The sequence below is a fragment of the Pseudomonas sp. VEM90 genome (assembly GCF_054611535.1).
The window spans coordinates 94161-114484 of the sequence record NZ_JBTRAR010000024.1 but is presented as its reverse complement, the minus strand read 5'-3'; the positions used below and the strand labels follow the sequence as shown (position 1 = coordinate 114484).

3 protein-coding genes are annotated in these 20324 nt (G+C 63.4%); all 3 read left to right on the top strand.

Translation table 11 applies throughout. From position 1 onward, the window contains the following. Positions 1 to 602 (top strand): phosphopantetheine-binding protein (locus ACYCCG_RS21170; RefSeq protein WP_459671658.1); only part of this gene is annotated, 602 nt, incomplete at its 5' end. A 13-nt stretch (positions 603 to 615) separates the two neighbouring features. Continuing rightward, the gene (locus ACYCCG_RS21165) at positions 616 to 8505 is read left to right on the top strand and encodes an amino acid adenylation domain-containing protein (protein ID WP_459671657.1); all 7890 of its coding nucleotides are present in this window, start codon (positions 616 to 618) and stop codon (positions 8503 to 8505) included. After that, positions 8505 to 20300: an amino acid adenylation domain-containing protein gene (locus tag ACYCCG_RS21160; protein WP_459671655.1), complete on the top strand. Its 11796-nt coding sequence runs from the start codon at positions 8505 to 8507 to the stop codon at positions 20298 to 20300. Before ACYCCG_RS21165 ends, ACYCCG_RS21160 begins: the two co-directional genes overlap by 1 nt. Positions 20301 to 20324 lie beyond the last annotated feature (24 nt).

Here is a 20324-nt window from a genome sequence, read left to right as displayed (position 1 = left end):
CACGGCTGATGGAGCAGCCCGAAGTGCGCGAGGCGGTGGTGCTGGCGGTGGAGCTGGCCGGCAGCCTGCAACTGGTGGGCTATGTGGTACCGAGCGAGGCAGGCACCGATGAGCAGGCCCTGCGCGAACAACTGCAGAGCGCACTGCGCCGGGTGCTGCCGGAGTACATGGTGCCGATGCACCTGCTGTGCCTGGCGCAGATGCCGCTGAGCCCCAATGGCAAGCTAGAGCGCCGGGCATTGCCGGGTGTCGATGCGCTGCTGGCGATGCGTACCTTCCGTGCCCCGCAAACCGAGCTTGAGTGCCAGGTGGCGACCATCTGGGCGGATATCCTGCAGTGCGAAGCGGTCGGGCTGGATGACGATTTCTTCGCCCTGGGTGGCCATTCGCTGTTGGCTACCCAACTCATCGCCCAGGTACGTGAGCAGTTGCAGGTGGATATTGCGCTCAAGTCGGTGTTCGCGGCCACTGACTTGCGCAGCTTCTGCGACGTGATCCAGGCCGCGCAGCAGGCCCATGCGCCGGTGCAGGATGAATTGGCTAAATCTCTGGAGGCCCTCAAACGTTTAACAGGAGATGAGCTGGAACAGCTAATTTCTTGACGAGGGTAAGGGTGTGCAAGAGTTGATCGGAGCGGTAGGGGAGCTGTCGCCAAAGGAACGCAAGGCTTTGGCGATCATGCTGAAACAGAAAGGGATCGATCTGTTCAGCATTGCGCCAGTGTTCAGGCGAGACTCCAGTGAACCGGCACGCCTTTCCTTCGCGCAGGAGCGACAGTGGTTTCTCTGGCAGCTCAAGCCGGACAGCACGGCCTACCATGTGCCGACCGCGCTGAGGTTGCGTGGGGCGCTGGACGTGGTGGCCTTGCAGCGCAGCTTCGATGCGCTGTTGGAGCGCCACGAGTCCTTGCGCACCACCTTCGAATCTACCGAGCAGGGGCCTCTGCAGGTCATTCATCCCGCGACGACGCTACCGATTGTCCAGGAAGACTTCAGTGCCGGCCCCCCCGAAACCCTGCAGGCCCGTCTGCAGCAGCGGGCGCTGGCCCTGACCCAGGAGCTGTTCGACCTGCAGGCCGGGCCGTTGTTGCGGGCGCGCCTGCTCAAGATTGCCAGTGAAGACCATGTACTGGTGCTGACCCAGCACCATATCGTTTCGGACGGTTGGTCGATGCAGGTGATGGTCGACGAGCTGGTGAGCGGCTATGGCGCCTTCAGTCAGGGCCAGCTGCCTCAGTTGCCGGCGCTGCCGGTGCAATATGCCGACTATGCCGCCTGGCAGCGTCAGTGGATGGAGGCCGGCGAGCGCGAGCGTCAACTGGCGTACTGGACCGAGCGCCTGGGTGGCAGCCAGCCGGTGCTGGAGTTGCCGCTGGACCATGCACGTCCGCAAGAGCAGAGTTTTCGCGGCGCGCGTGAGGCCGTTGAACTGCCGCTCGAGCTGGTGGCCGGGTTGCGCGGGCTGGCCAGGGCGCAAGGCGTCACCCTGTTCAGCTTGTTGCTGGCCAGCTTCCAGGTGTTGTTGCATCGCTACAGCGGCCAGGCTGACATCCGTGTCGGCGTGCCGGTGGCCAACCGCGGGCGTGCCGAGATCCAGCGCCTGATCGGCTTTTTCGTCAACACCCAGGTACTCAAGGCCGATATCGACAGCGGCATGCCGTTCGCCACGCTGTTGCAGCAGGTCAAGGAAGCGGTGCAGCAGGCCCAGGGTCATCAGGATCTGCCGTTCGAGCAACTGGTCGATGCGTTGCAGCTCGAGCGCAACCTGGGCCAGGCTCCGTTGTTCCAGGTGATGTTCAACCACCAGAGCGAGGACCGTGAGCGCGCCACCGGGCAACTGCGTGGTTTGAATGTGGAGGCCCTGGCGTTGCCGCGCACCACTGCGCAGTTCGACCTGACCCTGGATACCCATGAGTCCCCCGAGGGGCTCAGTGCGTCCCTCAGTTATGCCCTTGACCTGTTCGAGCCTGCGACCATCGCGGCCATGGGCGAGCACTGGCGCAACCTGCTGGAAGGCATCGTCGCGCAGCCGCAACAGCGCATCGGTGAGCTGCCGATGCAGGCCCCGGCAGCCATAGGCCGGGCCATCGCCGAATGGAACCCGGCGCCGCGCGGCTGGGCCATTGATGACAGCCTGCACCAGCGGATTGCCGCCCAAGCAGCGCGGGCACCCGACGCGGTGGCACTGAGCTGGGAAGGGCAGGCGCTGACCTACGCGCAGCTGGAATGCCAGGCCAACCGTCTGGCCCACCGGTTGATCGGGCAGGGTGTCGCGCCCGAGGTTCGGGTGGGCCTGGCCTGCGAGCGCGGCGTGCCGATGCTGGTGGCCATTCTCGCCATCCTCAAAGCCGGTGGCGCCTATGTGCCGCTGGATCCGCAATACCCGGACGAGCGGCTGGCCTACATGATCGAGGACAGCGGCATCGCCCTGTTGCTGGCCGACCCGCAGTTGATCGGGCGCCTGCCGGTACCGCCGGGGTTGGTCCTGCTGTCGCTGGCCGAGCCGCTGGACGCTTATCCGCAGCATGCGCCCGAGGTGGCGGTGACGCCGGACAACCTGGCCTATGTCATCTATACCTCGGGCTCCACCGGCAATCCCAAGGGCACATTGTTGGCGCACCGTAACGTGCTGCGCCTGTTCGCCGCTACTGAGCATTGGTTCGGCTTTGCCAGTGATGATGTGTGGACGCTGTTCCACTCCTATGCCTTCGACTTCTCGGTGTGGGAGATCTTCGGTGCGCTGCTGTACGGCGGGCGGCTGGTGATCGTGCCCCATGAAACCAGCCGCTCGCCGCAGGCGTTCCTCGAGCTGTTGGTCGAGCAGCGGGTTACGGTGCTGAACCAGACGCCTTCAGCCTTCCGCCAGCTGATGCAGGTGGCCTGCGACCCGAGCATGGCCAAGCCGGAACTGGCCTTGCGGCACGTGGTGTTCGGTGGCGAGGCGTTGGAAGTGAAGGCGCTACGGCCATGGTTCGAGTGTTTCGGTGACAGTGCGCCACGCCTGGTGAACATGTACGGCATCACCGAAACCACGGTGCATGTGACCTACCGTCCGTTGTCGTTGGCCGACCTCGAACTGGCCGCCAGCAGCCCGATCGGCGAACCGATCGCCGACCTGTCCTGGTATCTGCTCGACGGCGACTTGAATCCGGTGCCCAAGGGCTGTATCGGTGAGTTGTTCGTTGGTCGTGCGGGCCTGGCCCGGGGTTACCTGAACCGCCCCGATCTGAGCGCCGTACGTTTCGTGCCGGACCCGTTCGGTGAATCGGGTGCGCGCTTGTACCGCACCGGTGATCTGGCGCGTTACCGTCAGGACGGCGTGATCGAGTACATCGGGCGAATCGACCATCAGGTGAAGATCCGCGGCTTCCGTATCGAGTTGGGTGAGATTGAGGCGCGCTTGCAAGCCTGCGTTGGCGTGCGCCAGGCGGTGGTATTGGCGCAGCCAGGGCCTTCCGGCCAGCAGTTGGTGGGCTACGTGGTGGCACAGGAGCCGGCGCAGGATGCAGCCGGCCTGCGGGAAGGCCTGCGCCAGGCGCTCAGGCGCGACCTGCCCGACTACATGGTGCCGGCCCATTTGCTGCTGATCGAGCATTTGCCGCTTACCAGCAACGGCAAGCTCGACCGTAAGGCGTTGCCGCAGCCGGATGCGAGCGAGCTGCAGCAAGCCTATGTGGAGCCGGAAACGGTACTGGAGCAGCAGATAGCAGCGATCTGGCAGGACGTACTCAAGCTTGAGCGAGTAGGCCTTGCCGACAACTTCTTCGAGCTCGGTGGTGATTCGATCATCTCCATCCAGGTGGTCAGCCGGGCGCGTCAGGCGGGTATCCACTTCACTCCCAAGCAATTGTTCCAGCACCAGACAGTACAGGGGTTGGCCGGTGTCGCTCGTCAGGGCAGCGAAGCCAGTGTGGTCGATCAGCGGCCGGCGAGTGGTGTCAGCGCCTTGCTGCCAATTCAACAGCGCTTCTTCGAAGCCGCGATTGCCGAACCTTCGCACTGGAACCAATCGGTGCTGCTCAAACCTCGCGAGCGCCTTGAGACGGCGGTTTTGCAGGGGGCGCTAAAAGCCTTGCTGAACCATCACGATGCCCTGCGCCTGCGCTTCGTACATGCCGTCCACGGCTGGACTGCCAGCTTCCAGTCTGTCGTCGATGTGGCGGATGTGTTCAGGCAGGAGCAACTGGCCGATCTGGACGCGCTGCCAGCGTTGGCTGAGCGCGCTCAGCGCAGCCTGGATATCGCTGTTGGTCCACTACTGCGCGCGGTGTTGGTCGAGCTGGGTAATGGCGAGCAGCGCTTGCTGCTGGTGATCCACCACCTTGCGGTCGATGGTGTATCGTGGCGGGTCCTGTTCGAGGACCTGCAGCAAGCCTATACCCAGATCCTGGCTGGCCAGGCGCCGACCCTTCCTGCCCGTACCTCGTCGGTGCAGGCCTGGGCTGAGCGATTGCTGGAGCATGCCGATAGCCCGGCGGTCAAGGCGCAGCTGCCTTATTGGCTGGCCCAGCAGGCTGGCGTTGAGAGCGCTTTGCCGCTGGACTACCCGCAAGGTGGGCTCGCGCAACATTCGGCTCGCACCGTGCACTGCCAGCTTGACCGCGACACCACGCGTCGTTTGCTGCAGGAGGCGCCGGCAGCCTACCGCACCCAGGTCAATGACCTGTTGTTGACCGCTCTGGCCCGTGCCCTGGTGCGTTGGACCGGCGCGCCTTCAGCTGTGGTGCAACTGGAAGGACATGGCCGTGAGGAGTTGTTCGAGGCAGTCGACCTGACCCGCACCGTCGGTTGGTTCACCAGTGTATTCCCGGTCAGCCTGAGCCCAGCCGAAGGCCTCGGCGACTCGCTGAAGATGATCAAGGAACAACTGCGTGCGATCCCTGACAAAGGGCTGGGTTATGGCGTGTTGCGTTACCTGGGCGATGCCCAGGCGCAGGCTGCGTTGTCCGGCATGCCCCAACCGCAAGTGACGTTCAACTACCTTGGTCAGTTTGACGGCAGCTTTGACGATCAGGCTGCCTTCCTGCGCCCGACTGGCGAGCCACGCGGCCTGGAGAAGAGCCCCCTGGCGCCGCTCGAGGAACAGCTGGCGATCAATGGCCAGGTATACGGCGGCGAATTGAGCCTGGGCTGGACATTCAGTGAAGCGCAGTTTGACAGTGCCACCATTCAGGGGGTGGCTGACGCGTTCGTGGCCGAGTTGCGTGCCTTGGTCGACCATTGCTGCGACCCTCGAGTGCAGGGTGTGACGCCGTCGGACTTCCCGCTGGCGGGTCTCAGTCAGACCCAGCTGGACGATTTGCCGTTACCCGCGGGGCAGCTGGAGGACCTTTACCCATTGGCTCCCATGCAGCAAGGCATGTTGTTCCACACCTTGTATGAGCAGCAGGCTGGTGACTACATCAATCAGATGCGCATCGAAGTCGATGGTCTGGACCCGGAGCGTTTCCGCCAGGCCTGGACGGCCGCGCTGCAGGCCCATGCGGTACTGCGCACCGGATTCCTCTGGCAGGGCGCGCTGCAGACCCCGTTGCAATGGGTGAGCAAGGCGGCGGTGTTGCCGTTCATCGAATACGACTGGCGCGAGCGCGACGACCTGCCGGCGGCGCTGGAGGCATTGGCGCTGGCGCAGCGTCAACAAGGTTTCGACCTTGGTCAGCCGCCGCTGTTGCGTCTTGTACTGGTACGCACCTCGGCTCAGGGCTACCACCTGATCTACACCAATCACCATGTGCTGATGGACGGCTGGAGCAACTCGCACTTGCTCGGAGAAGTACTGCACCGCTACAGCGGCGTGCAGCCTGCTACCCAGCCGGCTCCATACCGCGACTACATTCAGTGGCTGCAGGCCCAGGACGCGGATGTGAGCGAGCAGTTCTGGAAAGGCCAGGCCCAGGCGCTGGAGCAACCCACGCTGTTGGCCCGTGCCTGCTCGGCTGGCGCGTTGCTTGAGCAGGGGTATGAGGATCATCGTCACAGCCTGGAACAAGCGTCCACCCGGCAGCTGACCGACCTGGCAAAACGTGCCAAGGTCACCGTCAACACTGTGTTGCAGGCGGCATGGCTGTTGCTATTGCAGCGTTATACCGGTCAGTCGACCGTGTGCTTTGGTGCCACCGTGTCGGGGCGACCCGCGGAGCTCAAGGGGGTCGAAGGACAGATCGGTCTGTTCATCAATACCTTGCCGGTGATCGCCACGCCGCAAGCGCAACAGAGCCTGGGCAACTGGCTGCAGACATTGCAGGCGCAGAACCTGGCGCTGCGCGAGCAGGAGCATACGCCGCTGTTCGAGGTCCAGCGCTGGGCTGGGCAAGGTGGCGAAGCACTGTTCGACAATATCCTGGTATTCGAAAACTACCCAGTGGCAGAGGCCTTGCAGGAGGCTTCGCCGCAAGGCTTGCGTTTTGGTGAAATCGGCAACCGCGAGCAGACCAATTATCCGCTGACCTTGGCCGTGGCGCTGGGCGACTGCCTGGCGCTGCACTACAGCTACGATCGTGCCAGCTTCGATGCCGCGACCATCGGGCAGCTTGACCGGCATCTGACTAACCTACTGGCTCAGATGTGTGCACTTGGCGAGTCGGCATGCCTGGACGAACTCAAACTGATTGATAGCGCAGAGCAGCGCGTCACACTGAACGATTGGAACCCAGTCCCACGTAGCTGGCCGGCACAAGGCAGCCTTCATGCCCGCATCGCCGAACAGGCCGCGCGCAACCCGCAGGCCGTTGCGCTGAGCTCGGGTGGGCTGCATGTGACTTATGGCGAGCTGGAGTGCCGCGCCAACCGTCTTGCTCATCGCCTGGTGGAGCTGGGTGTGGTGCCGGAAGTACGGGTGGGGCTTGTCTGTGAGCGAGGCCCGGACATGCTGGTGGCGATCCTGGCGATCCTCAAGGCTGGCGGTGCCTACGTGCCGCTGGACCCGCAGTATCCGCAGGAGCGTCTGGCCTACATGATCGAGGACAGCGGCATTGCCTTGCTGTTGGCCGAGCCAGGGCTGGTGGGTGGGTTGCCGGTGCCTGCCGGGGTCGCCCTGGTGGCGCTGGGCGAGTCGCTGCAAGGTTATGCCGAATACGCGCCACAGGTGACGGTCACTGCTGATAACCTGGCATACGTGATCTATACCTCTGGCTCTACCGGCAAGCCCAAGGGGGTATTGCTCCCCCACGCCAACGTCTTGCGCCTGTTTAGTGCCACCGAGCACTGGTTCGATTTCGGCGCGCAGGACACCTGGACATTGTTCCACTCCTACGCATTCGACTTTTCGGTATGGGAGATCTTCGGCGCATTGCTGTACGGAGGGCGATTGCTGATTGTGCCGCACGAGACCAGCCGCGCGCCGGAGGCATTCCTCGAACTGCTGGTCGAGGAGCGGGTCACGGTGTTGAACCAGACCCCATCAGCATTCCGTCAACTGATGCAGGTGGCCTGCGCGCCAGAGCGAGGCGTGCCGGAGCTGGCCTTGCGCCACTTAGTGTTTGGCGGCGAGGCGCTGGACGTGAAAGGCTTGCGACCGTGGTTCGAGCGTTTCGGTGACAGCGCGCCACGCCTGGTGAACATGTACGGCATCACCGAAACCACGGTGCATGTCACCTATCGTCCGCTGGTGTTGGCTGACCTGGAGTTGGCAGCCAGCAGCCCGATCGGCGAGCCGATCGCCGACTTGTCGTGGTACCTCCTGGATGCCGACCTCAACCCGGTGCCAATGGGCTGTACGGGGGAACTTTACGTTGGGCGCGCGGGCCTTGCCCGCGGCTATCTGAACCGCGCCGAGCTGACAGCTACACGCTTTGTGCCCGATCCCTTCTGCGCTGACGGCGGACGGCTGTATCGCACTGGTGACCTGGCGCGCTACCGGCGAGATGGCGTAGTGGAGTATGTCGGGCGCATCGATCACCAGGTGAAGATCCGCGGCTTCCGTATCGAACTGGGTGAAATCGAAGCGCACCTGCAGGCTTGCGATGGCGTGCGCGAGGCGGTAGTGCTGGCCCAGCAAGGGCCTTCTGGCCAGCAACTGGTGGGTTATGTGGTGGCCAGCGATGCGTCGGTAGATACCGCCAGCCTGCGCCAGGCACTAAAGCGCGACCTGCCGGACTACATGGTGCCTACACATCTGCTGTTGATCGACCAACTGCCGTTGACCAGCAACGGCAAGCTGGATCGCAGGGCACTGCCGCAACCGGATGCAAGCCAGTTGCAGCAGGCCTATGTGGCGCCTGAGAGCGCGCTGCAGCAACAGCTCGCGACAATCTGGCAGGAGGTACTCAAGCTGGAGCGGGTTGGCCTGGCCGATAACTTCTTCGAGCTGGGCGGGCACTCGCTGCTGGTGGTCAACGTGGTGTCGCGCATTCAGCTCGAACTCGGCCTGCAGCCGACACCGCAGCAACTGTTCCAATTTCCGACGCTGGGCGCCTTCGCCGAGCAACTGGCCGATTCCGGTGAGCAATTGAATACATCGAAACTGAGCATGCTTGAGAGCCTGTTCGACGAAATGGAGGAAGTGTGATGGACGCTGGTGCAGCTGTGCGGATCGCCAAGCGGTTCATTACCCTGCCGCTGGAAAAGCGCAAGGCCTTCCTGGCCAGAATGCTCGAGGAGGGAGTATCGCCGGCAAACCTGCCGATCCCCGAGGTCCGTCAGGATTTCGCGACATTGCCGTTGTCCTACGCCCAGCAACGGCAGTGGTTTCTTTGGCAACTGGAGCCACAGAGCCCGGCCTACAACCTGTCGGCAGCCTTGCGTCTGCGCGGCGAGTTCGACGTGGCCTTGCTCGAGTACTGCCTGAATCAGCTGGTGGTGCGGCACGAGGGCTTGCGCACGCGCTTCGTTACCGAGGATGAACAGACCCGCCAACAGGTTGATGCGCAACTGCAACTGAAGGTACAGGTGCAGGCTGCTCACGCCGCGCTGGCCGAACGTGCCGAGCGTATCGAGGCGTTTGTCGATGTTCAGGGCAGGCAGCTGTTCGACCTGCAGGCCGGGCCATTGATGCAGGTGGCGGTACTGGAGCTGGCCGACGATGATCGTGTGCTGATGCTGACTCAGCACCACATCATCAGTGATGGCGTTTCGCTGCGTGTGCTGGTCGAGGAACTGATCACGCTGTATACCGGTGCCGTGCAGGGCCAGCAGGTGACCTTGCCGCCGCTGGCAATCCAGTACGCCGACTATGCCATCTGGCAGCGGCACTGGATGGAGGCGGGCGAACTGGAGCGCCAGTTGTCCTACTGGACCGACTACCTGGGTCATGAGCAGCCGGTGCTGGAGCTGCCCATCGATCATCCACGGCCGATGGAGCAAAGTTTCCGTGGAGGCCAGTACCGCCTGACAGTGGACAACACCTTGCTTCATGGCCTGCAGCGCTTGGCGCAAAGCGAAAGTGCCACCCTGTTCATGGTGTTGCTGGCGGCGTTGCAACTGTTGTTGCAACGCTACAGTGGCCAGCACGACATCCGCATCGGCGTACCCATGGCCAACCGCAACCGGGTGGAGACCGAGGGTACGGTAGGCTTCTTCGTCAATACCCAGGTGCTGCGCGGGCAGGTCGACCCGCAGCAGGACTTCATCGCTTTACTGCGCCAGGCTCGTATCTCCACACTGGGTGCCCAGGCACACCAGGATCTGCCGTTCGAACAACTGGTCGACGCACTGCAGCCGGAACGCTCCCTTAGCCGCAATGCGCTGTTCCAGGTGATGTTCAACCACCAGCGCTCGGCTCAGCGGGATACCCGCTTGCCGAACCTGGCTTTGCCGGGCCTACAGGTCGAAGGGCTTGAGCGCGACAACCTGACAGCCCAGTTCGACCTTACACTCGATACCTTCGAGCATGAGAACGGGCTGTCGGCGACCTTCAACTATGCGGCCGACCTGTTCGAGCCTTCTACCATCGAACGCCTGGCGGGGCATTGGCACAACCTGCTGCAGGCCATCGTCGCTGCGCCACGTGAGCGAGTTGGTGAGTTGTCGATGCTCGGCGCCACTGAACGCCAGGCGTTGCAGCAGTCGGCACCGAACAAGGTTGCGCAAGTGCTCAGCGTACCGGCAATGATCGCTGACCATGCGCGGCGCAATCCTGAGCAACCTGCGGTGTTGTCAGCGGATGCCACGCTGAGCTATGGCGAGCTGGAGCGACAGGCCTGCCGTTTGGCGGCCGACCTGCTGGCCCGTGGCGTCGGCCCCGACGCTCGCGTGGGCATCGCCCTGGAGCGTGGCCCACAGCTGTTGGTTGCGGCGTTGGCGGTGCTCAAGGTCGGTGCGGCTTTCGTGCCGCTGGACAGTGGCTATCCGCATGAACGCCTGGCCTACATGATCGCAGACAGTGGCCTGATGTTGCTGCTGAGCCAGACCAGCCTGCTGGCGCAACTGCCCGTCACCGAGGGCATCGATACGCTGCTGGTCGATGACCTGCAGGTCACTGATGAAAGGCTGGGGAACGAATTTGACCTGTGCCTCGATGGCCTGGCGTACGTCATCTATACCTCTGGCTCTACTGGCCAGCCAAAGGGTGTGGCAGTGAGTCACCGCGGGTTGGCGATGCACTGCCAGGCCGCTGCGCAGGTGTATGGTATCGATTCGCGCGACTGCACCTTGCAGTTCGCCTCGCCCAGTTTCGACGCAGCCTGGGAGCAGATGTTCATGCCACTGTGTCAGGGAGCGCGGGTGGTCATGGAGGAGGTCGGGCAGTGGTCGCCCGAACGCCTGTGCCTGGCGGTTACCGACTACGGCATCAGCGTACTCGACCTGCCACCGGCCTACCTGCTCCAGCAGGCCGTAGCGCTGCGCGAGTTAGGCCTTTCGTTGCGGGTGCGAGCCTGCATTCTGGGAGGCGAAGGCTGGGACCGACGGGCTCTGGAGGCGCTGCAGGTATTGCGTGCAGAGCAATTGTTCAACGCCTATGGGCCGACCGAAGCGGTCATCAGCCCATTGATCTGGCGCTTCGATGCGGCAGACACCTTCACCGGTTTTGCGCCGATCGGATTGGCGGTTGGCGCGCGATCGGTGCAGATTCTCGACGACAGCTTCAACCTGATACCCAACGGGCATGTCGGCGAGATCCACCTTGGTGGTGAAGGGTTGGCTCGTGGCTACCTTGATCGCCCTTCATTGACGGCACAGCAGTTCGTGCCCGACCCCTTCTCGACGGTGCCTGGTAGCCGCCTGTACCGTTCTGCCGACCTGGGGCGGCGGCGTACGGATGGCATTGTCGAATACCGTGGCCGTAGCGACGATCAGGTGAAGATCCGCGGGTTGCGCATCGAGCTAGGCGAGATCGAGGCGCGCCTGTTGGCCTGTACTGGTGTGCGCGAGGCCGTTGTGTTGGCCCAGCCGGGGGCCAGTGGTCAGCAACTGGTTGCCTACGTGGTTCACGGTAGTGTCGACGAGGAGCACGGCGTGTTGCGCGATGCGCTCAAGCGCGAGCTTAAGCGCGACTTGCCGGACTACATGGTGCCAGCCCACCTGATGTTCCTCGAGCAGCTCCCTCTGACCCGCAACGGCAAACTGGATCGCAAGGCACTGCCAGTGCCTGATGCCAGTCAGCTGCAACAGACCTATGAGGTACCGCGAAGTGAGCTGGAGCAACGCATCGCAGCGATCTGGCAGGATGTACTGCGGGTTGAGCGCGTGGGCCTGAGCGATAACTTCTTCGAGTTGGGCGGCGACTCTATCGTGTCTATCCAGGTGGTCAGCCGTGCTCGCCAGGCAGGCATCCATTTCAGTCCGAAGCAGTTGTTCCAGCATCAGACCGTGCAGGGGCTGGCCAGCGTGGCCCAACAGGGTGACCAGGCGCAGGTGATCGACCAGCGCCCGGCCAGTGGCGAAACAGCCTTGCTGCCGGTGCAGCAGGCGTTCTTCGAGAGTGCCCATCCACAGCCCTCGCATTGGAACCAATCAGTGCTGCTCAAGCCTCAGGCCCCGTTGCAGGCCGCTGCGCTGGAGGACGCGTTGCTGGCGCTTGTGGCCCAGCATGATGCCCTGCGCCTGCGTTTCGAGCAGGCTGGCAATGGCCAGTGGCGCGGTCGCTTTGGCGAGCAGCCAGAGCGGGGGGATCTGCTTTGGCAGGCCGATGTGGAGGACCTGCAGGAACTCGATGAGTTGGCCGGACGTGCGCAGCGCAGCCTCGATCTGGAGCAGGGGGTGTTGCTACGTGCGGTACTGGCCCAGGTGGCCGGCCACGGCCAGCGTTTGCTGCTGGTGATCCACCACCTGGCGGTGGACGGCGTCTCGTGGCGGATCCTGTTCGATGACCTGCAGAGCGCTTACCGTCAGGCTTTGACCGGGCAGTTGATCCGCTTGCCGGGTCGCACCAGTTCGGTACAGGCATGGGCGACACGCCTGCATGATCATGCGCGAAGCGTGGCGTTGCTGGGTGAACTGGATTACTGGCAAATGCAGCAGGCTAAGGGCAATGCGCCGTTACCGCTTGACCGACCCGATGGAGGCTGTCAGCAACGTCATGCCCGCACCGTGCATTGCCAGCTGGATCGCGACAGTACGCGACGCTTGTTACAGGAATCCCCCGTGGCCTACCGTACCCAGGTCAATGATCTGCTCTTGACGGCACTGGCGCGTGTATTGACGCGCTGGACCGGCCAGCCGCATATCCAGGTTCAGTTGGAGGGACACGGCCGTGAGGGGTTATTCGATGATATTGACCTGACTCGCACCGTGGGCTGGTTCACTAGCCTGTTTCCGGTGCTGCTGACGCCGGCCAGCTCTTTGGGCGATTCGCTCAAGGCCATCAAGGAGCAACTGCGAGCCGTACCGGGCAAAGGCCTGGGTTACGGGGTGTTGCGCTACCTGGGCGATGCGTCGGTGCAGGCCGCTTTGCGAGCGCCGGCATTGGCGCAGGTGACCTTCAACTACCTGGGCCAATTCGATGGCAGCTTCGATGATGCCGAGGCGCTGCTGCGCCCCAGTGGCGAGGCGCATGGCCAGGAACAGAGCGACCAGGCGCTGCTCAGCGAGGTGCTGGGCATCAACGGTCAGGTCTTCGATGGCAGGCTGAGCCTAGGCTGGACCTTCAGCGGTGAACAGTTCGATGACCGCACGATCCAGACCTTGGCCGATGCCTATGTCGCGGAGCTGCGGGCACTGGTCGAACACTGCTGCGCCTGCCAGGGCGTGACGCCTTCGGACTTCCCGTTGGCGAACCTTGACCAGCTCGCCCTGGATGGGTTGCCGGTGCCTGCCGGGCAGGTGGAAGACCTCTATCCGTTGTCACCGATGCAGCAAGGCATGCTGTTCCACAGCTTGTATGAGCAGGGTGCGGGCGACTACGTCAACCAGATGCGCCTGGACATCCACGGCCTGGATCCCGAGCGTTTCCGACAGGCTTGGCAGGGTGCCCTCGATGCCAATGAAATCCTGCGCACAGGTTTCCTCTGGCAAGGACAACTGGAGAAACCGCTGCAACTGGTGCACCGCCAGGCGTCCGTGCCATTCACCTTGCTCGACCGACGCGGTTGCACCGACCTGGACCGCGAACTGCAAGAGCTGGCGCGCGTGGAGTACGCAACGCCGTTCGACATGACTTGTGCACCGCTGTTGCGCTTGGTGCTGGTACGTATTGCCGATCAGAGCTATCACCTGATTTACAGCAACCATCACATCCTGCTTGATGGCTGGAGCAACTCGCAGTTGCTCGGTGAAGTGCTGCAGCGTTACAACGGCCAGGCACTACCGGAGCGTCATGGGCGGTATCGGGACTATATAGGCTGGTTGCAGGAACGGGACGCCGAGGCCACCGAGCAGTTCTGGCGTGCGCGCCTGGCGGGGTTGGAGGAGCTTACACTCCTGGCCAAGGCATTGCCGAGGCCGGCCAGGGGCGTCAGCGGGCATGCTAACCATTACCAGTGGTTCGACGCTGAGCATAGCCGCGCCCTGGAGGCATTCGCCCGGGCGCACAAGGTAACGGTAAACACATTGCTCCAGGCGGCCTGGTCACTGTTGCTGCGCCAGTACAGCGGGCAGCAGGTGGTATGCTTTGGCGCGACGGTATCGGGTAGGCCGGTGGACCTGAAAGGGGTCGAACAACAGATAGGCCTGTTCATCAACACCTTGCCGGTGATCGCCGAGCCACACGGCCAACTGACCGTTGTGCAATGGCTGCACGAGGTGCAGGCGCTTAACCTGATGCTGCGCGAGCAGGAGCATACACCGCTCAACGATATCCAGCGCTGGGCAGGGCAGGGTGGTGAGGCCCTGTTCGACAGCCTGCTGGTGTTCGAGAACTACCCGGTTGCCGAAGCCCTTGAGCAGGGTGCCGGTGAAACCTTGCGTTTCGGCGCGGTTAGCAACTTCGAGCAGACCAACTATGCGTTGACGTTGTCGGTGAACCAGGGGCAGGCGATGAGCTTGCACTACAGTTTCAACCTGGCCGATTTCACCCAGCCGATGATCGAACGGGTGGGGAGGCATCTGGAACAGCTGTTGCAATCCATGCTGGATGAGCCCAGCCAGCGGTTGTGGCAGCTTGAACTCCTCTCGGAACAGGAACGTGTGCAAGCGATCTGCGGCTTCAACGCCACCGCCACCGAGTACCCGCTGGGCACTCCGGTGCAGCGCCTGATCGAGGCCCAGGTGCAGCGCACCCCGGACGCCGAGGCGCTGGTGTTCGGCACTGTACGCCTGAGCTATGCCCAGCTCGATGCCCGCGCCAACCAGCTGGCCAACCGCCTGGTCGCAGCCGGTGTAGGCCCGGACGCGCTGGTGGGCATTGCCGCCGAGCGCAGTCTCGAAATGGTGGTCGGCCTGCTGGCCATCCTCAAAGCTGGCGGCGCTTATGTGCCGTTCGACCCGGAACTGCCGACCGAGCGCCTGAGCTACCTGTTCGAGGACAGCGGCATCGAGTTGCTGCTGACCCAGAGCCACCTCACGTTGCCGCTGCCCGAAGGGCTGACCGTGCTGGCCCTGGATCAACTGGACCTGAGCGGTTACTCGACTGATAACCCGAACATCGCCGTGGCCCCGGAAAACCTGGCCTACGTGATCTACACCTCGGGCTCCACCGGCAAGCCCAAGGGCGCCGGCAACCGCCACAGCGCACTGACCAACCGCCTGTGCTGGATGCAGCAGGCCTATGGCCTGGACGGCAGCGACACGGTGCTGCAGAAAACGCCGTTCAGCTTCGACGTGTCGGTGTGGGAGTTCTTCTGGCCGCTGATGACTGGCGCCCGCCTGGCAGTTGCAGGCCCTGGCGACCACCGCGACCCGGCAAGACTGGTGGAGCTGATCCACCAGCACGACGTCACCACGCTGCACTTCGTGCCGTCGATGCTCCAGGCGTTCGTGCTGGATGCGCAGGTGGCCAGTTGCAGCGGCCTCAAGCGCATCGTCTGCAGCGGCGAGGCACTGCCGGTGGATGCCCAGCAGCAGGTGTTCGCCAAGCTGCCGCAGGCCGGGCTGTACAACCTGTACGGCCCGACCGAGGCGGCGATCGACGTGACCCACTGGACCTGCCGCGAGGAGGGCGCCGATACGGTGCCGATCGGCCAGCCGATCGCCAACCTGGCGACCTACGTGCTGGATGCCGAGCTGAACCCGGCGCCGCTGGGGGTGATCGGCGAGCTGTACCTGGGTGGCGAAGGCCTGGCGCGCGGTTACCACCGCCGCCCGGCGCTGACCGCTGAGCGCTTCGTCACCAGCCCGTTCGGTGCTGGCGAGCGGCTGTACCGCACCGGCGACCTGGCCCGCCAGCGCGTCGACGGGGTAATCGAGTACGCCGGGCGCATCGACCACCAAGTGAAGATCCGCGGCTTGCGGATAGAGCTGGGGGAGATCGAAGCTCGGCTGATGGAGCTGGACGCGGTGCGAGAGGCTGTGGTGGTGGCTGCCGAAGGGGCCCGCGGTACACGTTTGGTAGGGTACGTGGTGGCCGCCGATACGCAGGCTGATGAAGCGATATTCACTCAGGGTCTGGCCCGTGATCTTGCCGTCAACTTGCCTGAATACATGCTGCCGACCCAGTGGGTGCTACTGGCGCAGATGCCGCTGAGCCCCAATGGCAAGCTTGACCGCAAGGCGCTTCCTGCCCCAGGGCAAATGATGGGCGGCGAATTCGTCCTGGCGCAAACGGCCATGGAACGTGCGCTTGTCGAGATATGGGCAGCAGTGTTGGGCCTGGAGCAGGTCAGCGTCACTGACAACTTCTTTGAGCTCGGCGGTGATTCGATCACCTCGATCCAGGTGGTCAGCCGTGCCCGTGCCCTCGGTATCACGCTTGCGCCAAAAGATATCTTCCAGCAGCGCACCGTACGCCAGCTGGCACGTTTAATCGAAGCCGGCACAGCGGGCGACGCGCCGATTGCGCCGGCAACATTGGCGCCGGTGGCCCTGCATGGCCTGGATGAGCGGCAAGTCGCAGCGCTGGACCTCGATCACCAACGGGTCACCGGACTGTACCGGCTGTCGCCGATGCAGCAGGGCATGCTGCTGATGTCCCTCGATGTCGAAGGATTGTACGTCAACCAACTGTCGCTGCCGATCCAAGGCCTGGACACCGAGCGTTTCAAGGCAGCCTGGATTGCGGTGAGCCAGCGCCATGACGCCCTACGTACCGGCTTTTATTGGCAGGGGCTGGATGAACCTGTGCAGTTCGTGATGGACGAGCTGAGCGTGCCGGTTCATGAACTGGACTGGTCGCAGCGCCAGGCATCTGTCGAGCAAATCGAGGCACTGGCCGATGTCGACCGGCGCCTGGGCTTCTCCATGGACCGACCGCCCTTGCAGCGGCTGACCCTGGTACGGACCGGCCCGGACAGCCATCAGTTGATCTGGACGTACCATCACATCCTGCTCGATGGCTGGAGTGTTTCGCAAATGCTTGGTGAGGTGTTGGCCCTGTATAGCGGGCAGGCACTTGAACCGGTGGTTCCCTATGCAGACTACATTGCCTGGTTGCAACGCCAGGACCCGGCAGCCAGTGAAATGTTCTGGCGCGAACAGTTGGGAGCGCTGGAGGCGCCTACTTACCTGGCCAACGCCCACCCGGTACGTCAGGGCGGCAGTGGCTTCAAGGCTATCTACAGCCACTTCGGTGCTGCTCGCACCGAGTGCTTCAAGGCCTTTGCCCGTGAGCAGCAGGTGACCCTCAATACCCTGGTTCAGGCCGCCTGGTTGCTGCTGCTCAGCCGTTACAGCGGTCAACGTCAGGTGGTGTTCGGCGCCACCGTCGCGGGACGCCCGGTGAACCTGGAACAGGCCGAACGCATGCTGGGTTGTTTCATCAATACCTTGCCGGTAGTCGCCGAGGTGACGCCGCATGCCCAGGTGGGCAACTGGCTGCGTGGGCTGCAGGATTACAACCTGGCGCTGCGTGAGCTCGAATACACGCCGCTTAACGATGTGCAGCGTTGGGCCGGACAGCCTGGCCAGGCTCTGTTCGATACCATCATCGTGTTCGAGAACCACCCAGTGGAACAGAGCTTGCAACGCTGGAGCGAGCAAGCGGTGAGCTTCGGCCAGAGCAGCAGTGCCGGCCTGACCAACTTGCCGATGGACCTGATGGTTACCCTCGAGGAAGGTCTGGTCATCGAGTACGCCTATTTGCGTGAGTTTTTCGACGATGCCGTGGCCGAGGCGATACGCATCGACATGGAGGGGCTGTTGGACGCCCTGAGCCAGGGCGCCGAGCGTTGCCTGGGCGAGATCGGCCTGCCGCGTGGCGAAGCCCGTGCACGGCTGGGTAACCCAGCGCGAGTGGAACAGGGGCAGCCAGTACATCTGCGCATCGCTGCACAAGCGCAGCAACTGGCTGGCAAGCCGGCAGTGATCAGTGACGGCCGCCAGCTCAGTTTCGCCGAGCTGGATCGCCAGGCCAACCGCCTGGCCAATGCCCTGGTGGCACAAGGTGTTGGTCCGGAGGTACGGGTCGGGATCGCGTTGCCACGCAGCGAGCAGACGTTGGTAGCCATGCTGGCGGTGCTCAAGGCAGGTGGTTGCTACATTCCGCTGGACATCAGCCATCCTGCGGAGCGTCTAGCCTACATGATGATCGACTCAGGCATGACACTGCTTTTGTGCGATGGTGGTTTCGACCCTTGCCTGGTAATTCCAACAGGTGTGCGCAAGTTGCTGCTTGAAGAGCGCATGCTCGATGGGTTCAGCGCGGCGCCGCCCGCCACTGTTATCGACCCGGGCAATCTGGCTTACGTCATTTACACCTCTGGCTCCACCGGCCAGCCCAAGGGGGTGGCAGTGGCCCATGGCCCGTTGGCAGCCCATTGCCGTGCCATTGGCGAGCTTTATGAGATGGGACCGGACGATTGCGAGCTGCACTTCATGTCGTTTGCCTTCGATGGTGCCCAGGAGCGCTGGATCACCGCCCTGTCCCAGGGGGCGCGTCTGGTAGTGCGTGACGATACGCTGTGGACCCCGGAGCAAACCTACCAGCAGTTGCACCAGCACGGCGTGACGGTAGCGGCTTTCCCTCCGGTATACCTGCAGCACTTGGCCGATCACGCCGAACGCGAAGGGAATCCTCCAGCTGTGCGGATTTACTGTTTCGGGGGGGACGCGGTGCCGGAGGCCAGCTTCGACCGCGTCAAGCGGGCCCTGGCTCCGAAAGCGATCTTCAACGGCTACGGCCCGACCGAGACCGTGGTTACACCACTGCTGTGGCGCGCTGGCCCCGGGCAGGGCTGCGGTGCCCCTTACGCGCCGATCGGCGAATTGGTGGGGCAGCGCACCGCCCATGTGCTGGATGCCGACCTCAACCCGCTGCCGGCGGGGATCGCCGGAGAATTGTACCTAGGGGGGCATGGTGTGGCCCGCGGCTATTTGGGCCGACCGGGGCTGAGTGCCGAGCGTTTCATTGCCGATCCGTTCGTGCCGGGCGGGCGCCTGTATCGCACCGGCGACCTGGTGCGTGAGCGTGCCGACGGGGTGTTCGATTATCTGGGCCGTATCGATCATCAGGTAAAGATTCGCGGTTTCCGCATCGAACTGGGTGAGATCGAGGCGCGTCTTTGCGATCAGCCTGGTGTAGCCGAAGCGGTGGTCGTGACCCACGACGGCACATTGGGCAAGCAACTGGCCGCTTATGTGGTGGCCGAGCCCGGGCTGGATGTTGCCGGGTTCTGCGAGCGCGTGCGTGAGGCTCTGAAGCAGGTACTGCCGGACTACATGGTGCCGGCGCACCTGATGCTGCTCGAACGCTTGCCACTGTCGCCCAATGGCAAGCTCGACCGCAAGGCATTGCCTGTACCCCAGGTCGTGGCCGAGCGCGTGTATGTGGCGCCGTGCAGCGAGCTGCAGCGCGCGTTGGCAGAGGTTTGGCAGACGGTGTTGAAGATCGAGCGCGTTGGCATGACCGACAACTTCTATGAGTTGGGCGGTGATTCGATTCTCAGCCTGCAAGTGGTGGCTCGGTGCCGAGCCCTGAAGAAACTGGGCTTGAACTTGAAACTGCGTGATCTGGTACAGAAACCGACGATCGCCGAGCTCACGGCTGACGATGCGCCGATGGCGGGGTTGCTGTCGCTCAACAGCGATGCTCCCGGCGCACCGACGCTGGTTTGCGTACATGCCGGCTTCGGTACCGTATTCGATTACGAGCCTCTGGCACGGCGCTTGGACTCCCGTTGCAAGGTCTTGGCCATCCCATGCCGAATGCTGTTCGACAACGCCTGGCGTGACGTCTCGCTCGAGATGATGGCCAAGGACTATGTGGCGCTGGTACGCGAACGCCAGCCGCAGGGGCCCTATCATTTGTTGGGGTGGTCTTTGGGGGCAACCCTGGCGGCGCTGATGGCGGCCGAGCTTGAGGGCATGGGCGAGCAGGTGGCGTTTCTGGGCTTGGTGGATGGTTTTGTGCCGGGTACCGCCGAGGCGATGTTGGCGGATAACTGGCAGGGCGATCTCGAGGACTTTCTCGACTTGTTATCGCCTGGCCTGTCGCGGCAAGTACCGGGCTTGGCACAGGAGGAGGAGCATCAGGACTTCAACGGGCTGTTCCAGATGTTACTTGATACCTTGCCGGCCACACAGATACAGGCATCACGCTACCTGGGCATGGGTGCCGAAGAGTTGGCAAACCTGTTCGTCGTGGCCCGGCGCCTGGTGAGACTGTCGCGTCAACTGCCAGCCTGTCACCCAGTCGAGGCGCCAGTCCATGCCTGGTGGACGCCCGGTCGCCAGGCGGATGGTGAATTGCTGGCGCGTCAACTTGGGCAGCCAGGGCTGGCAGCCGACACCATCGCCTGCGGGCACTTCCAGATCCCGCGGGACGAACGTTGGTTGCAGGCTTTGGCGCAGGCGCTGGACGAAGTTGTGGCAGTAAGCGCAGAACAACAATTTGTATGAAACCAGCGGCCGGGTTAACCCGAC

Bases quoted from the DNA above. Each gene is read 5' to 3' on its own strand.
- ACYCCG_RS21160 (WP_459671655.1), top strand. From the start codon at position 8,505: ATGGACGCTGGTGCAGCTGTGCGGATCGCCAAGCGGTTCATTACCCTG.